22 protein-coding genes are annotated in these 20204 nt (G+C 58.8%); 12 read left to right on the top strand and 10 right to left on the bottom strand.

Annotated features, from left to right (window positions below):
• Positions 1-38 precede the first annotated feature (38 nt).
• Both AO068_RS08960 and AO068_RS08965 read left to right on the top strand, forming a co-directional pair.
• A complete protein-coding gene (locus AO068_RS08960) occupies positions 39-281 on the top strand; it encodes a hypothetical protein (RefSeq protein WP_058408177.1) in 243 nt (80 codons plus the stop codon).
• Positions 278-3019, top strand: coding sequence for a beta-glucosidase (locus AO068_RS08965; protein ID WP_058408178.1), 2742 nt, complete (start codon positions 278-280; stop codon positions 3017-3019). Before AO068_RS08960 ends, AO068_RS08965 begins: the two co-directional genes overlap by 4 nt.
• 16 nt (positions 3020-3035) lie before the next feature.
• On the opposite strand, the gene AO068_RS08970 is transcribed toward AO068_RS08965, so the two are convergent.
• The 3 genes from AO068_RS08970 to AO068_RS08980 all read right to left on the bottom strand — a co-directional run bounded on the left by AO068_RS08970 (position 3036) and on the right by AO068_RS08980 (position 5464).
• Positions 3036-3686, bottom strand: coding sequence for a TetR/AcrR family transcriptional regulator (locus tag AO068_RS08970; protein WP_058408179.1), 651 nt, complete (start codon positions 3684-3686; stop codon positions 3036-3038).
• Between the two features lie 22 nt (positions 3687-3708).
• Positions 3709-5070 (bottom strand): MATE family efflux transporter, encoded by a 1362-nt coding sequence (locus AO068_RS08975; protein ID WP_058402243.1) that lies wholly within the window; start codon positions 5068-5070, stop codon positions 3709-3711.
• Positions 5071-5209: 139 nt separating this feature from the next.
• On the bottom strand, positions 5210-5464 hold the full coding sequence (locus AO068_RS08980) for a hypothetical protein (protein ID WP_002553235.1): 255 nt from the start codon (positions 5462-5464) through the stop codon (positions 5210-5212).
• A 153-nt stretch (positions 5465-5617) separates the two neighbouring features.
• Between AO068_RS08980 and AO068_RS08985 the strand changes: the two genes are divergently transcribed.
• Positions 5618-5935, top strand: a complete 318-nt coding sequence (locus AO068_RS08985) for a DUF883 family protein (RefSeq protein ID WP_002553234.1) — start codon at positions 5618-5620, stop codon at positions 5933-5935.
• Positions 5936-6023: 88 nt separating this feature from the next.
• Here the strand turns inward: AO068_RS08985 and AO068_RS08990 are convergent, their stop codons facing one another.
• Positions 6024-6380, bottom strand: a complete 357-nt coding sequence (locus AO068_RS08990) for a hypothetical protein (protein WP_058408180.1) — start codon at positions 6378-6380, stop codon at positions 6024-6026.
• Between the two features lie 267 nt (positions 6381-6647).
• Between AO068_RS08990 and AO068_RS08995 the strand changes: the two genes are divergently transcribed.
• The 7 genes from AO068_RS08995 (at position 6648) to AO068_RS09025 (ending at position 12585) form a co-directional block, all read left to right on the top strand.
• Positions 6648-7718 (top strand): M4 family metallopeptidase, encoded by a 1071-nt coding sequence (locus tag AO068_RS08995; RefSeq protein ID WP_005745200.1) that lies wholly within the window; start codon positions 6648-6650, stop codon positions 7716-7718.
• A gap of 31 nt (positions 7719-7749) precedes the next feature.
• Complete coding sequence (locus tag AO068_RS26140; RefSeq protein ID WP_002553232.1) at positions 7750-8049, top strand: protealysin inhibitor emfourin; 300 nt, start codon at positions 7750-7752, stop codon at positions 8047-8049.
• Between the two features lie 275 nt (positions 8050-8324).
• Positions 8325-8954 carry a paraquat-inducible protein A gene (locus AO068_RS09005; RefSeq protein WP_058402240.1) on the top strand — a complete coding sequence of 210 codons (630 nt, stop codon included), beginning with the start codon at positions 8325-8327 and terminating at the stop codon, positions 8952-8954.
• Complete coding sequence (locus AO068_RS09010; protein WP_058408182.1) at positions 8951-9565, top strand: paraquat-inducible protein A; 615 nt, start codon at positions 8951-8953, stop codon at positions 9563-9565. The genes AO068_RS09005 and AO068_RS09010 overlap by 4 nt, the downstream gene beginning before the upstream one ends.
• Positions 9558-11237 (top strand): PqiB family protein, encoded by a 1680-nt coding sequence (locus AO068_RS09015; RefSeq protein ID WP_005745202.1) that lies wholly within the window; start codon positions 9558-9560, stop codon positions 11235-11237. The genes AO068_RS09010 and AO068_RS09015 overlap by 8 nt, the downstream gene beginning before the upstream one ends.
• Entirely contained in the window at positions 11234-11857 is a 624-nt protein-coding gene (locus tag AO068_RS09020) for a PqiC family protein (RefSeq protein ID WP_058402237.1), read from the top strand. Before AO068_RS09015 ends, AO068_RS09020 begins: the two co-directional genes overlap by 4 nt.
• 290 nt (positions 11858-12147) lie before the next feature.
• Positions 12148-12585: a helix-turn-helix domain-containing protein gene (locus AO068_RS09025; protein ID WP_058408183.1), complete on the top strand. Its 438-nt coding sequence runs from the start codon at positions 12148-12150 to the stop codon at positions 12583-12585.
• Between the two features lie 31 nt (positions 12586-12616).
• Here the strand turns inward: AO068_RS09025 and AO068_RS09030 are convergent, their stop codons facing one another.
• Positions 12617-13528, bottom strand: a complete 912-nt coding sequence (locus tag AO068_RS09030; RefSeq protein ID WP_058408184.1) for a LysR family transcriptional regulator — start codon at positions 13526-13528, stop codon at positions 12617-12619.
• A 113-nt stretch (positions 13529-13641) separates the two neighbouring features.
• On the opposite strand from AO068_RS09030, the gene AO068_RS09035 reads away from it, so the two are divergent.
• Complete coding sequence (locus AO068_RS09035) at positions 13642-14478, top strand: pirin family protein (RefSeq protein ID WP_058408185.1); 837 nt, start codon at positions 13642-13644, stop codon at positions 14476-14478.
• A 20-nt stretch (positions 14479-14498) separates the two neighbouring features.
• Here the strand turns inward: AO068_RS09035 and AO068_RS09040 are convergent, their stop codons facing one another.
• Positions 14499-15362, bottom strand: coding sequence for an aldo/keto reductase family oxidoreductase (locus tag AO068_RS09040; RefSeq protein ID WP_058408186.1), 864 nt, complete (start codon positions 15360-15362; stop codon positions 14499-14501).
• A gap of 128 nt (positions 15363-15490) precedes the next feature.
• Here AO068_RS09040 and AO068_RS09045 point away from each other — a divergent pair, with 128 nt between their 5' ends.
• Positions 15491-16399 carry a LysR family transcriptional regulator gene (locus tag AO068_RS09045; protein WP_058408187.1) on the top strand — a complete coding sequence of 303 codons (909 nt, stop codon included), beginning with the start codon at positions 15491-15493 and terminating at the stop codon, positions 16397-16399.
• Here the strand turns inward: AO068_RS09045 and AO068_RS09050 are convergent.
• The 4 genes from AO068_RS09050 to AO068_RS09065 all read right to left on the bottom strand — a co-directional run bounded on the left by AO068_RS09050 (position 16389) and on the right by AO068_RS09065 (position 20197).
• A complete protein-coding gene (locus AO068_RS09050) occupies positions 16389-17918 on the bottom strand; it encodes a sodium:solute symporter family protein (RefSeq protein ID WP_058408188.1) in 1530 nt (509 codons plus the stop codon). The genes AO068_RS09045 and AO068_RS09050 overlap by 11 nt on opposite strands.
• On the bottom strand, positions 17915-18175 hold the full coding sequence (locus tag AO068_RS09055; protein WP_058408189.1) for a hypothetical protein: 261 nt from the start codon (positions 18173-18175) through the stop codon (positions 17915-17917). Before AO068_RS09055 ends, AO068_RS09050 begins: the two co-directional genes overlap by 4 nt.
• A 136-nt stretch (positions 18176-18311) precedes the next feature.
• The gene (locus AO068_RS09060) at positions 18312-19247 is read right to left on the bottom strand and encodes a choline kinase family protein (protein WP_002553222.1); all 936 of its coding nucleotides are present in this window, start codon (positions 19245-19247) and stop codon (positions 18312-18314) included.
• A complete protein-coding gene (locus tag AO068_RS09065) occupies positions 19244-20197 on the bottom strand; it encodes an aminoglycoside phosphotransferase family protein (protein WP_058408190.1) in 954 nt (317 codons plus the stop codon). The genes AO068_RS09060 and AO068_RS09065 overlap by 4 nt, the downstream gene beginning before the upstream one ends.
• Between the last annotated feature and the right edge of the window lie 7 nt (positions 20198-20204).

Genomic DNA, 20204 nt, shown 5'->3' on the forward strand with positions numbered 1-20204 from the left:
GCAAACCATTAATCGAGATGCAATCGATGACTAGAACCATGCTGTCTGTTTTCAGTGCAGTACTTTTGTGCGCGCACAGTGTCTGCGCACTGTCAGCGGACTCAACTTCCAGCACAAATACCGCTGTGTCCGATCAAAAGATCCGGACGCAGGTGGAAGCCAAGCGCGACCAGTTATCAGGCGCCGACAAGATCAACCCGGCTCAACAACAGAGTTCGTCGTCCCTGCTCGAAGCGCCGGTGGACACTGACGACGCCCCTGCCCAGGCACAACGACCATGAACAACCTCAATCAACCGATCACATCGACCGGAAGGACACTTGCCTTGTCAGCTTTCAAACAGACCCTGGGCCTGAGTCTGCTGACGTTCAGCGTCATGCAGGCCAACCTGGCACTCGCCGCCGTGACCCCGGCGACCGGCAACGAAGTCGAAGCGCGCGTCAGCTCGATTCTCGACAACATGAACCAGTCGGAAAAGATCAACTTCACCCGCGTCGACGACGGCCACATGATCCCGTCCCTGCTCAAGTGGGGCATCAAGGGCACCGTGGCGTATGACTCGTCCATGGGGGTACACGTCAACAACGCCACGTTCGGCGCGCAATACCCTTCGCAGTCTGCGCTGGCAGCGACCTGGAGCATCAACCGGGCCAAGGAATTCGGCCTGGCCATCGCTTATGAGACACGGATTTCCGGCGGCCAGCAGATGCTGTCGCCAGGCGTCAACCTGTACCGCACGCCCTACAACGGTCGTTCGGCAGAATATGTCAGCGGTGAGGACCCGTTCCTCGGCGCGGTACTGGCACCGGCCATTGTCAACGGCATTCAGGCCCAGGGCATCCAGGCCAGCGGCAAGCACTACCTGGCCAACGAGCAGGAAGCCAATCGTCAGGCAGTCGACATCAAGGTCGATGAGCGCACCCTGCGTGAACTGTACCTGCCGGGCTTCGAGTCGATGGTGAAGAACGCCAATGTCGCCTCGATCATGTGCGGTTTCAACAAGGTCAACGGCGACTATGCCTGTGAAAACCATCACCTGATCACTGAAGTGCTCAAGGGCGAATGGGGCTATCAGGGCATGGTCATCAGTGATTTCAACGCCATTCACGATGCGTTCAAGGGCGCATGGGCCGGTACTGACATCGACATGCCATCCGGCCTGCAGTTTACCGAAGCCAAACTGCTGCCTTACCTGTGGAGCGGGCAACTGACCCAGAACGTGATCGACGACAAGGTCAAACGTAACCTGCGCGCCATCGTCAGCTACGACCTCCAGGAAAACCTCAACACCGCCAAGACCCTGGAGCATCCCGAGTACGGCATGCGTGCTGCGCTGAATACCGCGCGCGAATCCATCGTATTGCTGCGCAACGAAAACACCGCTGCGGGCAAACCGTTGCTGCCGCTGGCGCGCTCGGCGAAAATCGCTGTGATTGGCAACTGGGCCCACGATGTCCCTGCATCTCCTTTTGGCACTGCGAACTCGCCGCCCAACAGCTATGTAACCGAGCTGAGCGGCCTGCAGCAACTGGCGTCCAGCAGCTCCGATGTCACCTACCTTTCGGAAATGAGCCTGAATCCGGCCAGTTCGGTGTGGTATCAGCCAGCAACCGGCGACAACGGAATCAGCAACGTCGGGGTAAAAGCCGAGTACTTCTCCAACACCAGTTTTTCCGGCGACCCGGTGCTGACGCGCGTGGAACCAGGCTTGAACCTGAACTGGACCACCGGCAGCAACGTCACCAACGCAGGCAGTACTGCGGTGTCTGGCTTCAGCCCGTCACCCGGGGCATTCTCGGCGCGGTTTACCACCACCATCAAACCAACCGTCTCGGGCGCTCAGGTGTTCAAGGTGCGAGCAGACGGCCCTTACAAACTGTGGGTCAACGATGAACTCGTTCTGCAGAGCGATGGCGTGCCTTACTCCGGTGACGTCGTGAACGCGCTGACAACGTCGGGGAAAACCGCAGCATTGTCGGCTGGCAAGACCTACAGCGTGAAGCTGGAATATCAGCGTGTACAAGGCAACTTTATCCCTGTGCTGGGTAGCCTGACGGGCGTGCAGATGAGCTGGGCGTCGTTGCGTCCGCCAAAAGACCTGTCGAAATACGATGCAGTCGTGGTTGCTACAGGGAACACGTCTGAGAACGAAGGCGAAGGCTCTGACCACGGTTTCGATCTGCCCGATCAACAGGCTGAGCTGATCAGCTTCGTTGCCAAGGCCAACCCCAACACCATCGTCGTCATGCACGGCGGCGGCGTGGCCAACATGCAGCCTTGGGCAAACAAGGTGGGCGCTACGCTGCAAGCCTGGTTCCCGGGCCAGCAAGGCGGTCAGGCGCTGGCCGAGATCCTCTATGGCAAGGTCAACCCGTCGGGCAAGTTGCCGGTCACGATCGACAAAAAAATCGAGGATAACCCAAGCTACGCCTCCTATCCGGATCCGGCTGCCTATCGCGGCAGCAACCCGTTGACCGAAATGACCTACAGCGAAGGCCTGTACATGGGTTATCGCGGCTATGACAAGAAACACGCCAAGCCGCTCTACCCGTTCGGTTATGGCCTGTCCTACACCACGTTCAGCTACAGCGACCTGAAACTGTCGACCAACGTGCTGACGCCGGGCTCGACAATCGACGTTAAATTCACCGTGACCAATACGGGTGACAAGGCAGGCTTCGAAGTGGCACAGCTGTATGTGCAGCCGGTCAAACCTGCGGTGGACCGTCCGGAGAAAGAGCTCAAGGGCTTCACCAAGGTGTACCTGCAACCCGGCGAGAGCAAGACTGTCAGCGTACCGATAGACTCCCGCTCCCTGGCCTACTACGTCGACAAGACGGCAAGCTGGGACGTGGACGCCGGGAAGTTCAAGATTCTCGTGGGTGCAGACTCGGAGAACCTGACCCTCAACAGGACGCTGATCACCCTGTACCCGGAAAAACTGACCACCCGTGACAGCAACCCGCTGCCACTGCCACTGCGCAAGGCAGTACAGGTCAGCGCGGCACAGACTTACTGATGCACCCCGTCAAGGCTCAGGGATGAGCCTTGATATCCCTGCCCAGACGCTGAACGTAGATATCAAAAACCGCCATGACGTCGACGTCTTGCGGGCTTCTCAGCCACTGAATCTGCAAACCGTCCATGACCGAGAAGATTTCCTGGGCCAGGGCTTTGACATTGATGTCGGCACGCACTTCCCCCGCCTCTATCAACGCCTGCAAATGGCCGCGTGCATGCTCATGGGTCAGCTGGAATCGCTCGCGATGCCATTCCCATGCGGGATGCGACCTCGACAGGCTCTCGGTATTCATCAGCAGTGCCGCCTGACACTCGTCGGCATTCTCGATACTGAAGCTCATGCTCAGCTTCAGAAATTTCAGAAACCCTTCAAGCGTCGGTTCGGTCACCAGATCCTGAAAGCGTGACGTAACCCGCTGATCCCTGCGCTCCAGCAACGCAGCGAGCAAGGCTTCCTTGTTGGGGAAATGGTGCAGCAGGCCGACGGTGGTGATGCCGGCAAGCAATGCAACCTCGCGCATTGATGCACTCGAATAGCCGTCCCTGGCGAAAACAACCGTGGCGGCATCCAGCAAGGCCTTTCTGCGCATGTCACCCTTGGGCGCACGGCGGCGCTTGGGCGCAGCTGTTTCTTCGGATTCATTCCCTGATTCTTCGATAACCATAAAAACCTGATAACGCCTTGATTCAATGTACCCCGATGCTGGTAACCGGGGCCCTGCTGGTAAAAAACCGCTTCGCTGTCAGTGAAGCTGTGGTGATGGAGATCAGCGCAATGATCGCATTACCGGTAAACATGCCAGGCAATGCACCACTGCTGCCGAACCAGTGAATACCGGCGAATACGAAGGGCACTGTACCCGCTGTTGCCCTGAGCCAGGCAAACACCGCCACCCACCATGACTTGTTCATGGTTATGAATACGGCGATGGCGACGAAATCCAGACCAATCAAAACCCAGAGGCCGCCGCCCCACAAGCAAAAGGCCATGAACACAGCGCGGGCCTCGGCTCCTAGCTGGTAGAGATCGGCAATCATGCCGCTACACAGCACCAGCATCAACCAGACTACCAGCCCGTAACAGACCACCAGCCGCCGGGTAAAGATGACCGCAGAACGTACGCGATCATCGCGGTTCGCACCAATATTCTGGCCAAGCACCGGGGCAAGCGCGCCGGGCAAAGCAAAAAAGGCGCAATACGAAAACTGCAGGACCCGATCCAGCACTGCCATGGCGGCCAGGGCGGAGGTGCCGAATGCCGAAAGCGAGGCGACAAGATAAGCCAAACCGACCGGTGTCGCCAGATTCGCCGCCATGGCAGGAAGCGCAAGCCTGAAGGTACGCACGGCATGCAGGCGCAGCAGTTTCAGATTGCGTGTGAAGACCATCCCTATGCGGCTGCGCACCCAATACAGGCCGATGGAAGCGGACACCGCTGCCGATATGGCAAAGGCGATGCCTGCGCCGTTCAGCCCCAGGTCCAGCACAAAGATGAACAGCGGGTCTGCGACCGCCAGCGTGGCGGCCGCTGAGAGCACCACTGCCAGCGCCCGACGGTTATCACCGGTGGTTCTGAGCATCTGCGCCGACATCTGCATCACGGCCTGTAGCACGGTAAAAGGCAGTGTCAGCCAGATGAAACTGCGCGCCGCCTCGTAAGTGGCCGCCTCGGCCCCCAGCCAGTGGGTAATCGGCACCACCAGCGCCAACTGCGTGACAGACGCCAGAGCGGCGACCGTGACTACCATCAGCATGAGGCTGCCGGTCAATCGAGGGATGGACTTCACCGCACGATGACCGATGCGTTCCGACAATACCGAAGTCGCAGCGATGATCACGCCGGTCACCAGCGCGCTGTTGAAAAAAATCAGCACCTTGGCGATGCCGACCGCAGCCAGAAGCACAGGGTCATGCAGCATCGAGACATAGACCAGCGTCAGTATGTCGACGAGAAAAACCGCAAACAGGCTCAAGGCACTGGTACTGGCGGTGACGACGATGTGGCGCGCTACGCTGCCCTGGGTGAATCTTGCGCTGGCTTGGGCCATCAATGTTCTCAAAAGGCCTGGTCAGCCCGGCATGCAAGGCATTCCCATGCAAGTGCATGAGGAACGGAAGTTTGTAACCGTCATGCCAACGCTGGCACGAGCAACGATCACCGCCAAATGCGAGGGTCGCTGTCGCGGGCTACTTGCTCGCCGCCACCAGACGATTCACTTCACTGCGAACCATGTTGGCGTATTCCGGCGGGCTCATCGTGTCCAGTTCGGAACGTACCCATTCGGACCACTTGCCCTTGCGCTTGGCGCGCTCGCCCATCAAGCGTGCAGCCTCACTCTTGGCCTTGCCCAGATTGCTCTGCCAGAGGTCGAACAAACGGGATTTCTCGTCTTCAAGAGCGGTACGTTCGGGGAGCGGCCGATTGGCCAGATTGAAACTCATCACAGTCACCTACGGCTAAAAACGGCTGCATCTTACACCCGTAAGGGGCGTTACCTGCAGAGTCTTGCGTCGGGTCATTCAAGCAATTGCAACTTTTCAGGATGCGCGAGACTCCATTGATCACTGTTGCCATCACTTGAAAGGAAGATACCCATGGCTCGTAAGACCCCTGCTCAACAAGCTGCCGATCAAATCAAGGATCAGGCATTCAGTGACCTGCAGGCACTGATCGAAGAATCCGACAAATTGCTCAAGGAAAGCGCTGCGCTGGTTGGCGAAGAAGCAGAAACACTGCGCGCACAACTGAGCCTCAAGCTGAAGCAGGCACTGGATTCGATGGCCAGCGTGCGCGACCGCACCAAACCAGTCGTTGAAGCGACCGAAACCTACATCGGTGGTCACCCGTGGCAAACCGTGGCTATTTCTGCAGGCTTCGGCCTGGTAGTCGGCCTGCTGCTGGGTCGTCGTTGATCGACAGCCGCTGATGAGACGCATCGCGGGCCTGGACACGGGCCCGCAATGCCTGATGCTGCTGCAACGATGGTGTAGGTCTGATGAATTACCTTAAGCGGGCGTGCTGTACCACCGACGGCTCGGCAAACCGGTGGGATTTGCTCACTTTGGCCTGCAACAACACGCGCTGTTCCTCGGCCTGGGCCTGGCTTTCATAAGGTCCGATCAATAATTGCTGTTTACCGTCGATATCCACGATGACGGGGGCGTAGCTGCGTTCCAGCAGCCAGGCGCTGGTATCGCTCACCGCCTCGCGCGAATTCATCTGAATGAACCACTGTGGCGTGGAGACCGGAGCAGTAAGAGCCGCATCCTGGGCTTTTTCCCTGGCGGGCGCACGCGAGCTGCCTGCATCGCATCCGGCCAGAGCCAGTACCACTATCATCATTACCGTCTTGCGCACGTAGGTCTGCTCCTCGTCTGAAGTGGCGCGAGTCTAACATTCCCGCAACGCCCGTTGATGGACTGTGTCGAGGTGTCGCATGCCCGGCCAAAGGGCATTGGGCACTGGCCATGCGCTGTTCTCGCAACAATCAGTTATATTTTTTGCGATCACTGGTCATGTGATCAGCTATTTCTTTGCATATAAACGCAACATGAAGTGTCAAACGCCTGCGACCATGTTGACCGATGGCTTGCCGCCGTTGGTGCATTAGAACAGGAGTTCATCATGTGCGACGACCGTAACCCCCTGCATTGCTTCATTCCGCCTTATATGCTCGAGCGTATGGCGCAGTCCCCCAAGACTCTGGTCAGCGCCCGGGCCATTGCCAATCTGACGAGCAGCTCGGCGTTCCTGGCATCAAGACTTTCAGCCCGAACCATGCCCTCCATGCACGCGATCAAATCGCCTGACGGTCGAAAGCACCGCGTGATTCACGATGCCAAGGGAACCGACGATCTTCCCGGCGCTGTGGCTCGCAAGGAGGGCCAAGCCCCGACTGGCGACAAGGCAACCGATGAAGCCTACGACGGTTCCGGCGATGTCTACGATTTCTACGCGGAACTGTTCGAGCGCAATTCGCTGGACGACAGTGGCATGTCGCTGGTGTCTACGGTGCACGTCGCCGAGGTGGACTTCAATGGCGACCACGTACCGCTGAGCAACGCCTACTGGAATGGCAGCCAGATGGCGTATGGCGACGGTGATGATCTGGTCTTCAAGCGCTTCACCGGCAGCCTGGAAGTAATAGGCCATGAACTGACCCACGGGGTGCAGAGTTTCACCTCGAACCTGGACTACCGCGGACAATCCGGAGCACTCAACGAGCATTTCGCCGATGTCTTCGGCATGCTGGTGCGTCAATGGAAACAGGGCACCAGCGCCGCCGAATCGGACTGGGTAGTCGGCAAGGAATTGTTAGTTCCTGCCCCTACACGACGGGGCATTCGCGACATGGAAAAACCGGGCACCGCCTACTCCAACGATCCAGACCTGGGCGATGACCCGCAACCGGCAACGATGGCCGACCTGTACACTGGCGCCAAGGATCGCGGCGGCGTACACATCAATTCGGGCATCCCCAATCGGGCGTTCGTGCTGGTTGCCAAGGCGCTGGGCGGAAATGCCTGGGAAGTGGCGGGCAGAATCTGGTATGAAACGATGCTGGAGCTGGCGTCTGACAGTCAGTTTGTCGACTGCGCCAGAGCCAGCATAAAAATCGCCTCGGACTCACGTTTCGGCCCAAAAGCCAAAAAAGCCGTACAAGCGGCCTGGAAGGAAGTCGGGGTCAAGGTTTAGCCGAAGTGCAACCACCACAAAGGTGCTTGAAATGAAGGTCTGTCTAGTGCAATCCGGCGGCTTTGCGGGTGCCGTCAAACGCTGTGAAGTCGATACGTCCACCCTTGAGCAGCCAGAAGCCGAGCAACTGCAGCGGCTGGTCAGTGACAGCGGCCTGAATCAGTCCAGCAGCGCGTTCAATGATCAGGCGCGGGATCTGAATCAGTACGAGATCACCATTGAGGATGAGGCCAGAGAAATCTGCCTCACGTTCGACGAACACAACGTGCCAGCGTCCGCCCGCCAGTTGCTCGGGTTCCTCAAGCAACGCGTAAAGCCCGGCAAGCTCTAGGACAGGCCTGCCCGAAAAAAATCCGGCGACCGATGCCTTGCAGATGACTGTCAAAGGCATCGGTTGCCGACATATTCGCCAGCCTTGTTCCTGCATGTGCTCCTGCATGGAATAATGGCGCTATGACATGTGAACCACCCACCGCCGCCGCGGTCAATGACGTGTACCGATTCGTTGGCGTGGACTGTACAAAAAAAAACGCTTCACACTGCCATTAACGAGGTATCTTTTCGTGCTTCGCGTTCTCACCCCTTACCTCTGCAGCAATGGCGTCGATGAGCACTGTGCATCCTACTGAACACTCTTCTGGCCTGATCATTTGCGAGCATTGCGACTCGCTGTACGAAGCGCAACCGCTGAAGCCCGGTGAAGCAGCGTTCTGCCTGCGTTGCGAGGCACTGCTCGGTCGCGGCCACCGAATGACCATCGAGCAGCTACTGGCGCTGACCGTCGCTGCGGCCATGCTTTTTGTGTTCGCCAACCTGTTTCCCGTGATCAGCATCAGCATGAAAGGCCTGACCAACGAGGTCACGCTCTGGCAATCGGTTGAAGCCCTTGCTCAAGGGCGGATCACAATCATTGCGCTGGTCGCCGGCCTTTCGATTATCTTTGCGCCGCTTTTACAGATCGCTCTGCTGTTCTGGGTGCTGGTACACGCGCACAAAGGCGTCATCGCCCCCGGCTTCAGGGCCTGCATGCGCGCTCTGGAACACCTGCGGCCGTGGAGCATGCTCGAAGTGTGCATGCTCGGTATTCTGGTGGCGATCATCAAGCTGTCCGGAATGCTCGACGTGCACCCCGGCGTCGGCCTGTGGGCCATGGCAATGCTGATGGTGCTGATTCTGCTGATCGCCAACAAGGACATCCGCAGGTTGTGGGATGAACTGGGAGTGCCGCCGCAATGAACGGCATTCCCTTCGCCCATGAACACAAGCTCTGCCTGTGCCACACCTGCGGTTACGCCTGCCAGGAGGACGCTACGCGCTGCCCGCGCTGCGACTCACCGGTGCACAAACGCAAGCCCAACAGTATCAGCCGCACCTGGGCCTACCTGATTGCCGCACTGATCTTCTATATCCCGGCCAATGTGCTGCCGGTGATGTACACCAATCTGCTGGGCAACCGCAGTGAAAGCACCATCATGAGCGGCGTACTGGAGTTCTTTGAAAGCGGCTCCTGGGACATTGCCATCCTGATCTTTGTCGCCAGCGTTCTGGTGCCCTGTCTCAAATTTCTGGTGCTGGGCATGCTGCTGATCACGTGTCAGCGCCGCAGCACCTGGGCGATGCGCGAACGCGCACGTCTTTACCGTTTCATCGAGCTGATCGGCTACTGGTCGATGCTCGATGTGCTGGTTGTGGCCCTCGTGGCGTCTCTGGTTCAGTTTCGCGAGCTCAGCACCATCGAGCCGCGGATCGGTATTCTGTTTTTTGGCTTGGTAGTGGTGATGACGATGTTCGCCGCCATGAGTTTCGATCCCCGGCTTATCTGGGACGCAGAGGTTGAAGATGTCTGACAATACCCTCCCCCCGTCTGCTTCAGTGCCACGCCCTGAAGTCAAACGTCGTCGCCTGCGCGTCTCGCTGATCTGGCTGGTGCCGATCGTTGCCGCGATCATTGGTGTATCCATGGCCTTGCATGACTGGATGAACATCGGCCCTAAAATCACCGTGAGCTTCCTGACCGCAGAAGGCCTTGAGGCCAACAAGACCCAGGTCAAATACAAGAACGTGATTATCGGCATGGTCACCGATATCACCCTCAGTGAAGACCGTACTCATGTACTGGCCAGCATCGACCTGAACACCAGCGCCGCGCCGTTCACGAGAATCGACAGCCAGTTCTGGGTGGTGCGACCACGCATCGGCGCACATGGCGTATCGGGCGTCGACACGTTGCTGTCAGGCGCTTTCATTGGTGCCGACGCGGGCAGCTCCGAAGAGACCAAAACCAGCTTTACCGGTCTGGAAACGCCGCCACCGGTCACTTTTGGTGAAAAAGGCAAGCGCTTCAAACTGCATACCGATGACCTGGGCTCTCTGGACATTGGCTCACCGATCTACTATCGACGCATTCAGGTCGGTCAGGTGGTTGGCTACGAGTTGTCCAAGGATGGTCGCGGGGTCGATATTCAGATCTTCATCAACGCACCAAATGATCAGTACATCACCACCGACACACGCTTCTGGAACGCCAGCGGGGTCGACATCACGGTTGGCGCGTCAGGGGTGAAGGTCAATACCCAGTCGCTGACCTCGATCATCTCCGGCGGCATTGCCTTCCGCGAGCCCAACTGGAGCCCGGACTCGAAACTCGCCGATGAGAACGCCGAGTTCAAGATATTCGATGATCAGGCCACCGCACTGGCACCTCCCGATGGGGAGCCACGCTACATCCGCATGCGCTTCAATCAGTCGCTTCGCGGGTTGACGGTCAACGCAGCGGTGGACTTCCTGGGCGTCAATATCGGCAAGGTGGTGTCGGTCGATCTGGATTACGACCCGGCGACCAAGACCTTCCCTGGTATCGTGGGCGCAGTGATTTACCCCAAGCGCCTGGGTGCGGCCGAGTCGAAACTGCAGGAACTCGGCGGCAAGGGCGATGAAGAAGAACAATCCGCCAGAGTGCTGGGAGCGTTTGTCGCCAATGGCCTTCGCGCTCAGGTGCGCAACGGCAACCTGTTGACCGGCCAGTTGTACATCGCCATGGAATTCGATCCAAAGGCACCGAAAGTGGCATTCAATGCCAAGGCCCGTCCGCTGGAAATCCCGACCGTACCGGGCAGCTTCGACAAGTTGCAGGAGCAATTGCAGGCGTTCGTCGAGAAGCTCAGCAAACTGCCGATCGACGACCTTGCGAAGAACCTGAATGGCAGCCTCAGCGAACTGCAGAAAACCCTCAAACAGGTGAACAGCAGCGTGCTGCCGCAGATGCGTGGCACCTTGCAGCAGGCTGAAAAAACGCTGGGCACCGCCAACGATTCATTCGCTGAAGATTCGCCTGCGCGTCAACAGCTGGGCCAGGCGCTGGATGAAGTGCAGCGCACCGCTCGTTCGGTACGGGTATTGACCGACTTCCTCAGCCGCCATCCAGAATCGCTGATTCGCGGTCGCACGGGCGATGCAGCCCCACGCTCGTTCAACGCCCCGTCCTCTTCCCGAGCCATTGATCTGGAGCCAAAACAATGACCTTGCGCCTGAAACTGGCGGTACTTGCCGCAGCCCTGGGCCTGGGTGCCTGCACATCGACGCAGACCCACTATTACACCCTGATTGCGCCCATGGGCGCGGCCAGCAGCGTAGCGGCCAGACCCATGCCGTTCCAGTTCGAGATGCTGCCGGTACTGATGCCGGTTCAGGTTGACCAGCCGCCACTGGTGGTTCGCCAGGGCAACGGCAGCCTCGCGATTCTGGACACCGAACGCTGGGGCTCGCCGCTGGGCGACGAGTTTCATGATGCGCTGACCCCGCAACTTGAACGTCATTTCGGCAGTCGCGACATGGCTGGCCTGCCGAAAAACAGCGATCAGCCGGTGCTTTCGATCCGTACAGATGTACGCCGCTTCGAATCGATGCCTGGCAATTATGCGTTGATCGATGTGGTCTGGACGCTCGGGCTTCGCGATGCAGGCGCTACCGCCGGGAGCAAGCGCAAGAGCCTGACTTGCAGCAGCGTGATTCGTGAACAGGCCGGGGAAGGCATGGAAAGTCTCATTATCGCCCACCAGAAAGCCGTGTCCCGACTGGCTGACAAGATCGCCGCCACTGCCGCGAGCTGGACCGCACAGCCCGCCTCTCACTGCCTGTAAGCCTATCGGGAGGTCCATTAAAGACCTCCCGTTTTCAGGCAGCATCGCTGCAGAAAGCCTTGCAAAACCGCCGCTTAAAAGCGTTCAAGTCCGTACAAAAATGTATCACCCTGTTTAATTCCTACGTACACTCCGAGGTCTGTCTGGCACGTTAGTACCTGATCGACCCGAATGCTCGGTTTCCGGGTCTGTTGGAATGCCTTATCGGTCAATGCCAGTAACGCTTGTTAACCCTGATGTGTGGCAACAAGCCTTTGGCTTGCAGCGGACAGTCTATCGAGGACAAACGGATGACAGGGATCGGACCACGGCTGAAAAAGGAGCGCCTGCGCCTCAAACTTTCGCAAAGCGCACTGGGTGCGATAGGCGGCGTGGAGACCAACGCTCAGGGCAACTACGAAAATGGTATTCGCTCTCCCCGGGCAGACTACCTTTCAAGTATCTCGAATGCGGGCGTAGATGTAGCCTACGTGGTGACCGGCCTTGGCTCACCCGCCGTAGCGGCTCAGAACAGTCAGGCCTGCGCGCCGCTCAACCGTGTTGTTGCGCGTTTGCACGGCAACCTGCACGAAGTGACTCAGAACCTGTACCACGTGACCCGTTTGATTGAATCAAACGCAGGCGACAGCAACGTGGACAGCGATCAGTTGGAAAACATCAAGAACGACGCAGAAGCCATTACCGTCGCGACGGTCCGGCTGATCTACATGACCTCGAAATTGAAATGACCCAGAGCATGCAATGTGCCGCCACGGCGGCTCATTGCGCGGGAAACGCCTTGTCCCTGAGTTTCTCCATCACCAACGCTATGAATGCCGACACCGCAGGCGGCAGATGTTGCCGACTGGGATAAAGCACATGCAGACCATGACTGGTACGCTGGTACTGCGTCAGTACTTGGACCAGTCGCCCATCACGCAGATCCGAGCGGATAAGCGTCGCGGGCAACAGCGCAATACCGAGCCCCGCCAGGGTCGCTTTACGCAATGCCTGCGCGGTGTTGGCATTGAATCGGCTGGCAATCTGCACCTCATGCATCTTCGCGTCCGGCCCGAGCAAGCGCCAGACAGTGCTCCCGCCGGGATGCGCCGGGCTGACGCAGTAATGCCCGTGCAGGCTCGGCAGGGAATCAGGCATGCCGTGAGCAGCGATATAAGCCGGGCTGGCGACCATAGTGTCATGCCCCTCTTCGATCAGTTGTCGCCCTACGTAGCCCGAATCCTGCAAGGGGCCGCCGCGGAACGCGATGTCCAGCCGGTCAGCGATCAGGTCGGCGCGCTCATCGCTGAGCACGAACTCCACCTGAACCCGTGGGTATTTGGCAAGAAAATCAGCCACCCACTCCATCGAAAAGAAATCGAAAAAATCCGCCATCGCGGCGATGCGCAGTCGGCCGCCAGGCTCTTCACGGCCTGAAACAAGCTGCTCTGCGGCATCCATCAAACCATCGACAGCGCCCACACAGCGTTCGTGGAAGTCTTCTCCTGCCTGGGTAAGGACCAGCTTGCGTGTCGACCGCTGCAACAATCGAGTGCCCAGCTGTATTTCCAACTGCTGAACCCTGCGGCTGACCGTATTGGAAGGCATGCCCAGGTGCCTTGCCGCCTGCGCAAAGCTGCCGCTGCGCACGACCTGCACAAACAGAGCGACATCATTGAGATCAAGCGCCACGAGACTGATTCCTTCTATTTATGGATGAGTCCAAACCAACTATACCGGCTAATCAAGTAATCCACAGAGGCTTATTCTTTGTGCTCAGGCATCAAGGCCCAGAGGACAACGCTATGAACACCATCGTCAACATTCAGCCACGCGCCATCACCCATCGCACCAGCGGCAAAAGCCGAGGGCCTATTACTCGCCTGATGAGCCCGGGCGATCTGGGTCAGTTATTGAAGCCTTTCGTATTTCTTGATCAATTCGGCTTCAAACCCGAGCCGGGGAAAAAAGGTTTCGGCATGCACCCACACTCAGGGATTGCAACGCTGACCTATATGATCGAAGGCGAACTGGCCTACGAAGACACCACCGGTAAATCAGGCATATTGCCCAATGGCGGTGTGGAATGGATGAGCGCAGGCAATGGCGTGTGGCATGACGCCCAGCCGGTCAGCGATGCGCCGATTACAGGCTTCCAGCTATGGATAGCCCTGCCCGCAGCGCAAGAGAACGGCCCCGCAAACAGCGTTTATCTGGCGGCGTCCCAGGTAGCCCAGCAAGGCCCGGCAAAGGTGCTGCTGGGGCGTTACGGTGCAGCACAAAGCAGCATACCTGCACCACAGGGCATGAATTATCTGGCCGTAAAGCTGAAAGACGGCGAGCACTGGCGCTACACGCCGCCAGCAGGTCATAGCGTCGCCTGGCTGGCGATCAACACCGGACACCTCGATGCAGGTGGCCCGATCAGCGCTGGCGAACTGGCGATTTTCGAGGAATCGGATCGCCCTATCGACTTCGTCGCAAAAGGCGATACCCATTTCGTGCTGGGGTCGGCAGTCAAGCACCCGCATGATCTGGTCACCGGCTACTATTCGGTGCACACCAGTAAGGCCGCGCTCATTCAGGGCGAACTGGAGATAGAGCGAATCGGCGCATTGCTGCGCGAACAAGGCAGGCTCTGACTGCGCAGCACGGCAGTGCGCTACGCCACGCTATCAAGCTCGGCAAGCAGCTCAGGCGCGATGACCAGTTCACTGGCATTAAGGTTTTCGCGCAAATGAGCCAGCGAGGACGTACCGGGAATCAGCAGAATATTCGCTGCGCGCTGCAGCAACCACGCCAGGGCGACACACAGTGGCGAAGCATTCAGGCGACCAGCCACTCGGGTCAGGGTTTGCGATTGCAGGGGTGAAAATCCGCCCATCGGGAAGAACGGTACATAAGCAATGCCCTGCTCGCCCAGCTCTGCAATCAGCGCTTCGTCAGTGCGGTGGGAAAGGTTGTAATGATTCTGTACGCAAACAATGTCAGCGATTTCCTGCGCCTGTCTGACTTGTCTTGCAGTGACGTTACTCACCCCAAGGTGCCGGATCAAACCCTGGCGCTGCAAGTCGGCCAGCACGGTCAAGGGTTCTTCGATGGATCCTTCTGCCGGCGAGTGCTGGTCTCCCCATGCCCGAAAGTTGACGACATCAAGCACATCGAGGCCGAGGTTGTTCAGATTGTCATGCACCGCCCCGGTCAATTGCGCCGGGCTGAACGCAGGATTCCATGAAGCATCCGGGCCACGTACCGCGCCAACCTTGGTGACGATCAACAGGTCCTTTGCATAAGGATGCAGTGCCTCACGAATCAGCTTATTGGTGACATGCGGGCCGTAGAAGTCTGCCGTATCGATATGGTTAACCCCCAGCGCGACGGCTTCACGCAATACCGCAACGGCTGCCTGGGGGTCTTTCGCAGGGCCGAACACGCCAGGCCCTGCCAGTTGCATCGCCCCATAGCCCATGCGATTGACGCGATGGCTGCCCAACAGAAATGTACCCGCCTTGCTTGCATGACTCATTGTGTGCCCCTTGATCCCGATATGTGTATCTCACTATAGGCATTGAGCACTGCGCTGATAATCAGGTGTAATCGGCACAACCTGTACGGCTCACAGAACACTGAACAGGACATTATGGGGAAGGAAGAATGACTACCGATATTCAGGACCTGCTGGCATTCGTCGCAGTGGTCAATGCCGGAGGGTTTCGCGAGGCAGCGCGGACCAGCGGCAAATCCGCCTCCAGCCTGAGCGACGCCATACGCCGCATGGAGGCGCGGCTTGGGGTGAGGCTACTCAACCGCACCACCCGCAGCGTTGCCCCGACCGAGGCTGGCGCCAAACTGATGGAGCGCATCTTGCCCGCGCTTGGCGCGGTGGAGTCGGCCCTGGATGTGGTCAACGATTTTCGTGATCGCCCGTCAGGAACGTTGAGATTGAACGTCCCCGTCAGCGCCGCCAGGCTGGTGCTGCCGTCGATCATCACGCCATTCCTGCAAACCTACCCCGACATTCGCCTGGAGGTGGTCACCGAGGAAAGCTTTGTCGATATGCTCGCCGCCGGCTGTGATGCGGGCATCCGCTACGATGAGCGTCTGGAGCAGGACATGATTGCCGTCCCCATCGGCCCGAGGTTTCAGCGCTTTGCCACAGCCGCGTCACCCGCGTACCTGAACGCCAGAGGACGTCCTGTGCACCCGAAAGACTTGCTGGAGCACGCCTGTCTGCGAGGCAAATTCCCCAGCGGGGTAATACCGCTGTGGGAATACGAACGCGATGGTGAAACCGTCAAGGTCGACCCGGCAGGCCCGTTGACCGTCAGAATAGGCGGAGCCTTTGATCTGACAGTGCAGGCCGCCATCGACGGGCTGGGTGTTGTCCACCTGTTCGAGGACTGGTTACGGCCTCATCTGGACAGCGGCGCACTGGAACCGATACTTGAGCCCTGGTGGCAGCGCTTCACCGGGCCGTATCTGTACTATCCAGGACGCCGCTACCTGCCCTCGCCACTCAGGGCCTTCATCGACTTTATCAATGCCCGCGACATCAGCCCATAGCCGCAATCGGGCCTACGCCATGACGCGCCGGTGCTGCCATGGCGAACAACTCATCAACGCGTCTGGCCTCCTCCGCACTCGGCTTGATCGCAATGGCGCACGCGACAAAAATGCCCGCATTGAAGATCAGGCCGATGATGCCGCTGGTCAACGAACCCAGAGCCGGAATGTCATCGGGGTAGATGGTGGTCAGCACAATCGCGATCACAATGCCCACCAGCATGCCGGCAATCGCGCCTTGCTTGTTGCCACGACGGCTGAAGACCCCGAAGAACAGCGGCACGGCCAGCTGGATGATGCCCTGATAGGAAATCTGCGCCAGCAGTTGCAGGCGCGCGTAATCGAAGGTCAGGTACGCCAGCAGAGACGCCGCCGCGATGAAAACCACCATGCCCACCTTGGCGAGAACGGTCTTCTCGCGATCACTGCGCGGCTTGCTCCAGGTCGCCAGGTCATTGGCAAACTGTGTACCGCACACCTGAACGCAGCCGTCGACATGGCCGATGCTGGCCGCCAGGACAATCATGATTGCCAGCCCCAGCAACCACGGCCCGCCGATATCGAACAGTGACAGGAACCAGCCATGCTGCGGATGCGCGGCCACGTTGGGGTCCTGACTGATTGCCGCGGCGAACAGCATCAGAATGCCGTAGAAGCCACCCACCAGCATGATGGTCAGGAGTGTGCCCTTCTTCACCGAACGCACACCGCTGGCGGTATAGATACGCTGAAAGCTCATGGGCCAGCACATCGAGCCGATCACCCCGGTAAAGATCAGGCTGAACATGTACATCGGCCCATACGTGCTGCCTGCGCCGCCCGGAATCACCAGCATGCTGGCGGGCAGTTGCGACAGGTTGGCGAACGATGCCTGAGCACCGAACAGCAGGAAAATGCACAGCGCGGCACACAGCACGTAGGCAATCAGCCCCTGATACATGTCGGTCATGATCAGGCCGCGCATGCCCATGCTCACCGTCCAGTACTGCCGGATCAGGATCACCACCACCCCTACCAGCAGGCAAGTGGTCACGCCCCAACGGCCAAAGCTGGCGAACTGAAAAAGCGTCGCGAGGGCCTGAATGCCCATCACCACCCAGGGAAATACCGAGATGATGCCAATGATCGAAGCAATGCGTTTGACCACCGGGCTATTGAAGCGCATGCCCAGCAGATCCGGCTGGGTGGTCAGGTTGAAACGTTTGCCCCAGGTCCAGGCACGATTGGCCATCAGGTACATGGCGGTCACGCCGAGCGTGGCGTAGACCATGCCGTAAAAGCCCAGCGCGCCACCGACAGACAAGGCAAAGAATGCGGTAAAGGTTGCACCCGGCCACCACGAGTTGGTGTAGCACATGGCGATGAACCAGGGGCCGTAGGAACGACCGCCCACCGCGTAGTCGGAAAAGCTCTCGCTCTTGCGATTGGTCCCGTACAACACGGCAATCATGCCCGCCAGGAACACGCCGATCAGGCCGAAGGTGATGTAAAGGTCCGAAACCGTAGTCGTGCTGATCATTGCCCGTCCCCCTCTTGTGGAATTTCACCCAGCAGAGACTCGACCACGTACAGCATCCACAGGCCCAGCCCCATGAGCACGGCGATCAGAATCCAGTAGAAGATCGGCAGTGGCACACCGAGCACCAGCGCGGTGCTGCCACTGACCTTGAGGTAGAACGGCGGAAACAGCGCCATCATCAACAGCGCGAAGAAGTACAGGGCAAACACCAGATTTTTCAGGCGGCCGGGATTTTCAGAAGACGGAACGTTACTCATGGAGTGCTCCTTGAATTTCAGGATCTGGCTATGGATAAGTGATCGGATAAAACTCAAGCAGGAAAAGGAACACGCGGTCACCCGCTACTTTTTTATTATTGGAGTGCTTGTTACAGGTATGCCTGGAGAGGACGGGTCATGCCTGTCGCAACCAGGTTTCCCATTGCGAATCATTGATGATGCTGCGCGCGCGCATGTGCTTCCAGGTGCCGTACTTGTAGAAGTCGAAGTCCAGTTGCGACACGGCGTGCTGGACCATTGCCCAGGTTGACCATTTGATATCTGCCAACGCCTTGTTCAGCTTGATCCGCGCTACGGTTTGCGCGCTGACCTGACCGAAGTAGTCCTCGATGAGCGCCAGCTCCATCTCGTCACTGAAAAACATCTCGCCGAACCACAGCGCCAGTTCGTAATGGCGATCGTTATTGGAGGCGTACTCGAAATCCACCAGGCGAATCTGACGCTCCGCGTTGAGCATGAAGTTGCCTGCCAGCGTGTCATTCATGCACGGTGCCAGATCAATTCCGGAAGCTTGCAGCGCAGCTTTTGCGCGCTGATATTGCAGGCACAACCAGTCGTCATCCTGAGGCTTGATGCCCTTGAGCTCGGCCACCTGGCTCTGGTGCTCGGCAATCATGTCGAACACGGTCTTGGTCTGTTTCAGCAACGGCTGATCGTTGAACGCCTTGAGCCCGTGCAGAGCGCCGTGGCGTATGTCGCGCTGCAGGAAGTCATGATTGGACGATGCCCGCCAGCCCTCCATGAACTCGAACACTTCGACACCGAACGCTTCGAGGAACGCAAACACCGGCGCGCCGTAGCCGGTTTGCGCCGCTTTCACACTGGCCTCGTGGGCCGTGTGGCGGTCGATGAACATCTCTGTGCCGGCGCCCGGCACCTTGAAGAAGTACGCCGTGTCGGCTCCCTCGACCTCGACCCGCCAATTGGTGTTTGAGATGCCGCCGCTGACCGGCTCGTAGCCGACGCGCCGCCCCTGCCAACTGTCGATACTGCGCACCGCAGCTTCAAGTTGTCGTTCCTGGGTACTGACAGACTGCCCTAACGTTTTCATGCTCTACCCTCCTGAACCTGACGCATCCAGCCTTCCAGGCGCGGGTCCTGAACACACTGCCGACAACGCAGCAACGTCCATTGCCCGACCTTGGAAAACTCCAGTGGCCGCACGGACGTCGTACCCGCCCAAAGCCCCCACAATGTCCAGTACCAGTCGTTGATCAGCGCATACAAGCGGCAGACGGCATAGTCGACTTCCAGACACTGCCCCGCCCATGCGCTGATCCCTTCGCGCCACTGGCTTTCAAACGAATAAAGCTCATTGAGGGTAATCGCAACGTCGTACCACGGGTCCATGCAGCCGCCGTAGTCGAAATCCACCAGGCGCAACCGGCCATCGCGTGACACCATGACATTGCTGGCCACGCCGTCACCGTGCAGCGGCACCGCCTGCACAGAGCGGGTCTGCAATGCCTGCCAGACCATGTCAACGCAGCGGTCAATCCATTGGTGTTCTGCCGGCAGTGCAACGTTGTCACGATCGCAGAGTGTGCGAAGGCGCTCGATATCCATCATCGGCGAGCGCACAACATCAGGCACAGGCCCGGCATGCACCAGCCGCTTGAGCGCCCACAGCGCCTGAAGACGGCCCGGCGCGAGCAGGTCATCAAGCCGGGCAGCACGCCAGTCCAGACCCAGGTCCTCGAAAATCAGCACACTGCAGGCCGCGTCTGCGCCAAGCAAGCGCGGTGCCGCGCCACTGCGGCCTGCGCATTCACTGGCCTGCGCCGCCTGTCCGAAATCAATCAGTTGCGCCATGTCGGCATGCAGCACCTTGGCGTAAACAGCGCCCTGTGCAGCGACCACTCGAAACCCCGTCCACTCGGTCGACAGCCTGGAAGGCGATGCCACACCCTGCGTAACGACCTCAGTGTGCGCGTTCGCATCCAGTCCGCAGTTTGCCAATGCACCGCGCAGGCGGGTGGTCAGGTCGTCGGCATATGACATGGTCAGT

It is taken from the genome of Pseudomonas sp. ICMP 3272 (assembly GCF_001466905.1).
GTDB classification, from domain to species: Bacteria; Pseudomonadota; Gammaproteobacteria; order Pseudomonadales; family Pseudomonadaceae; genus Aquipseudomonas; species Aquipseudomonas amygdali.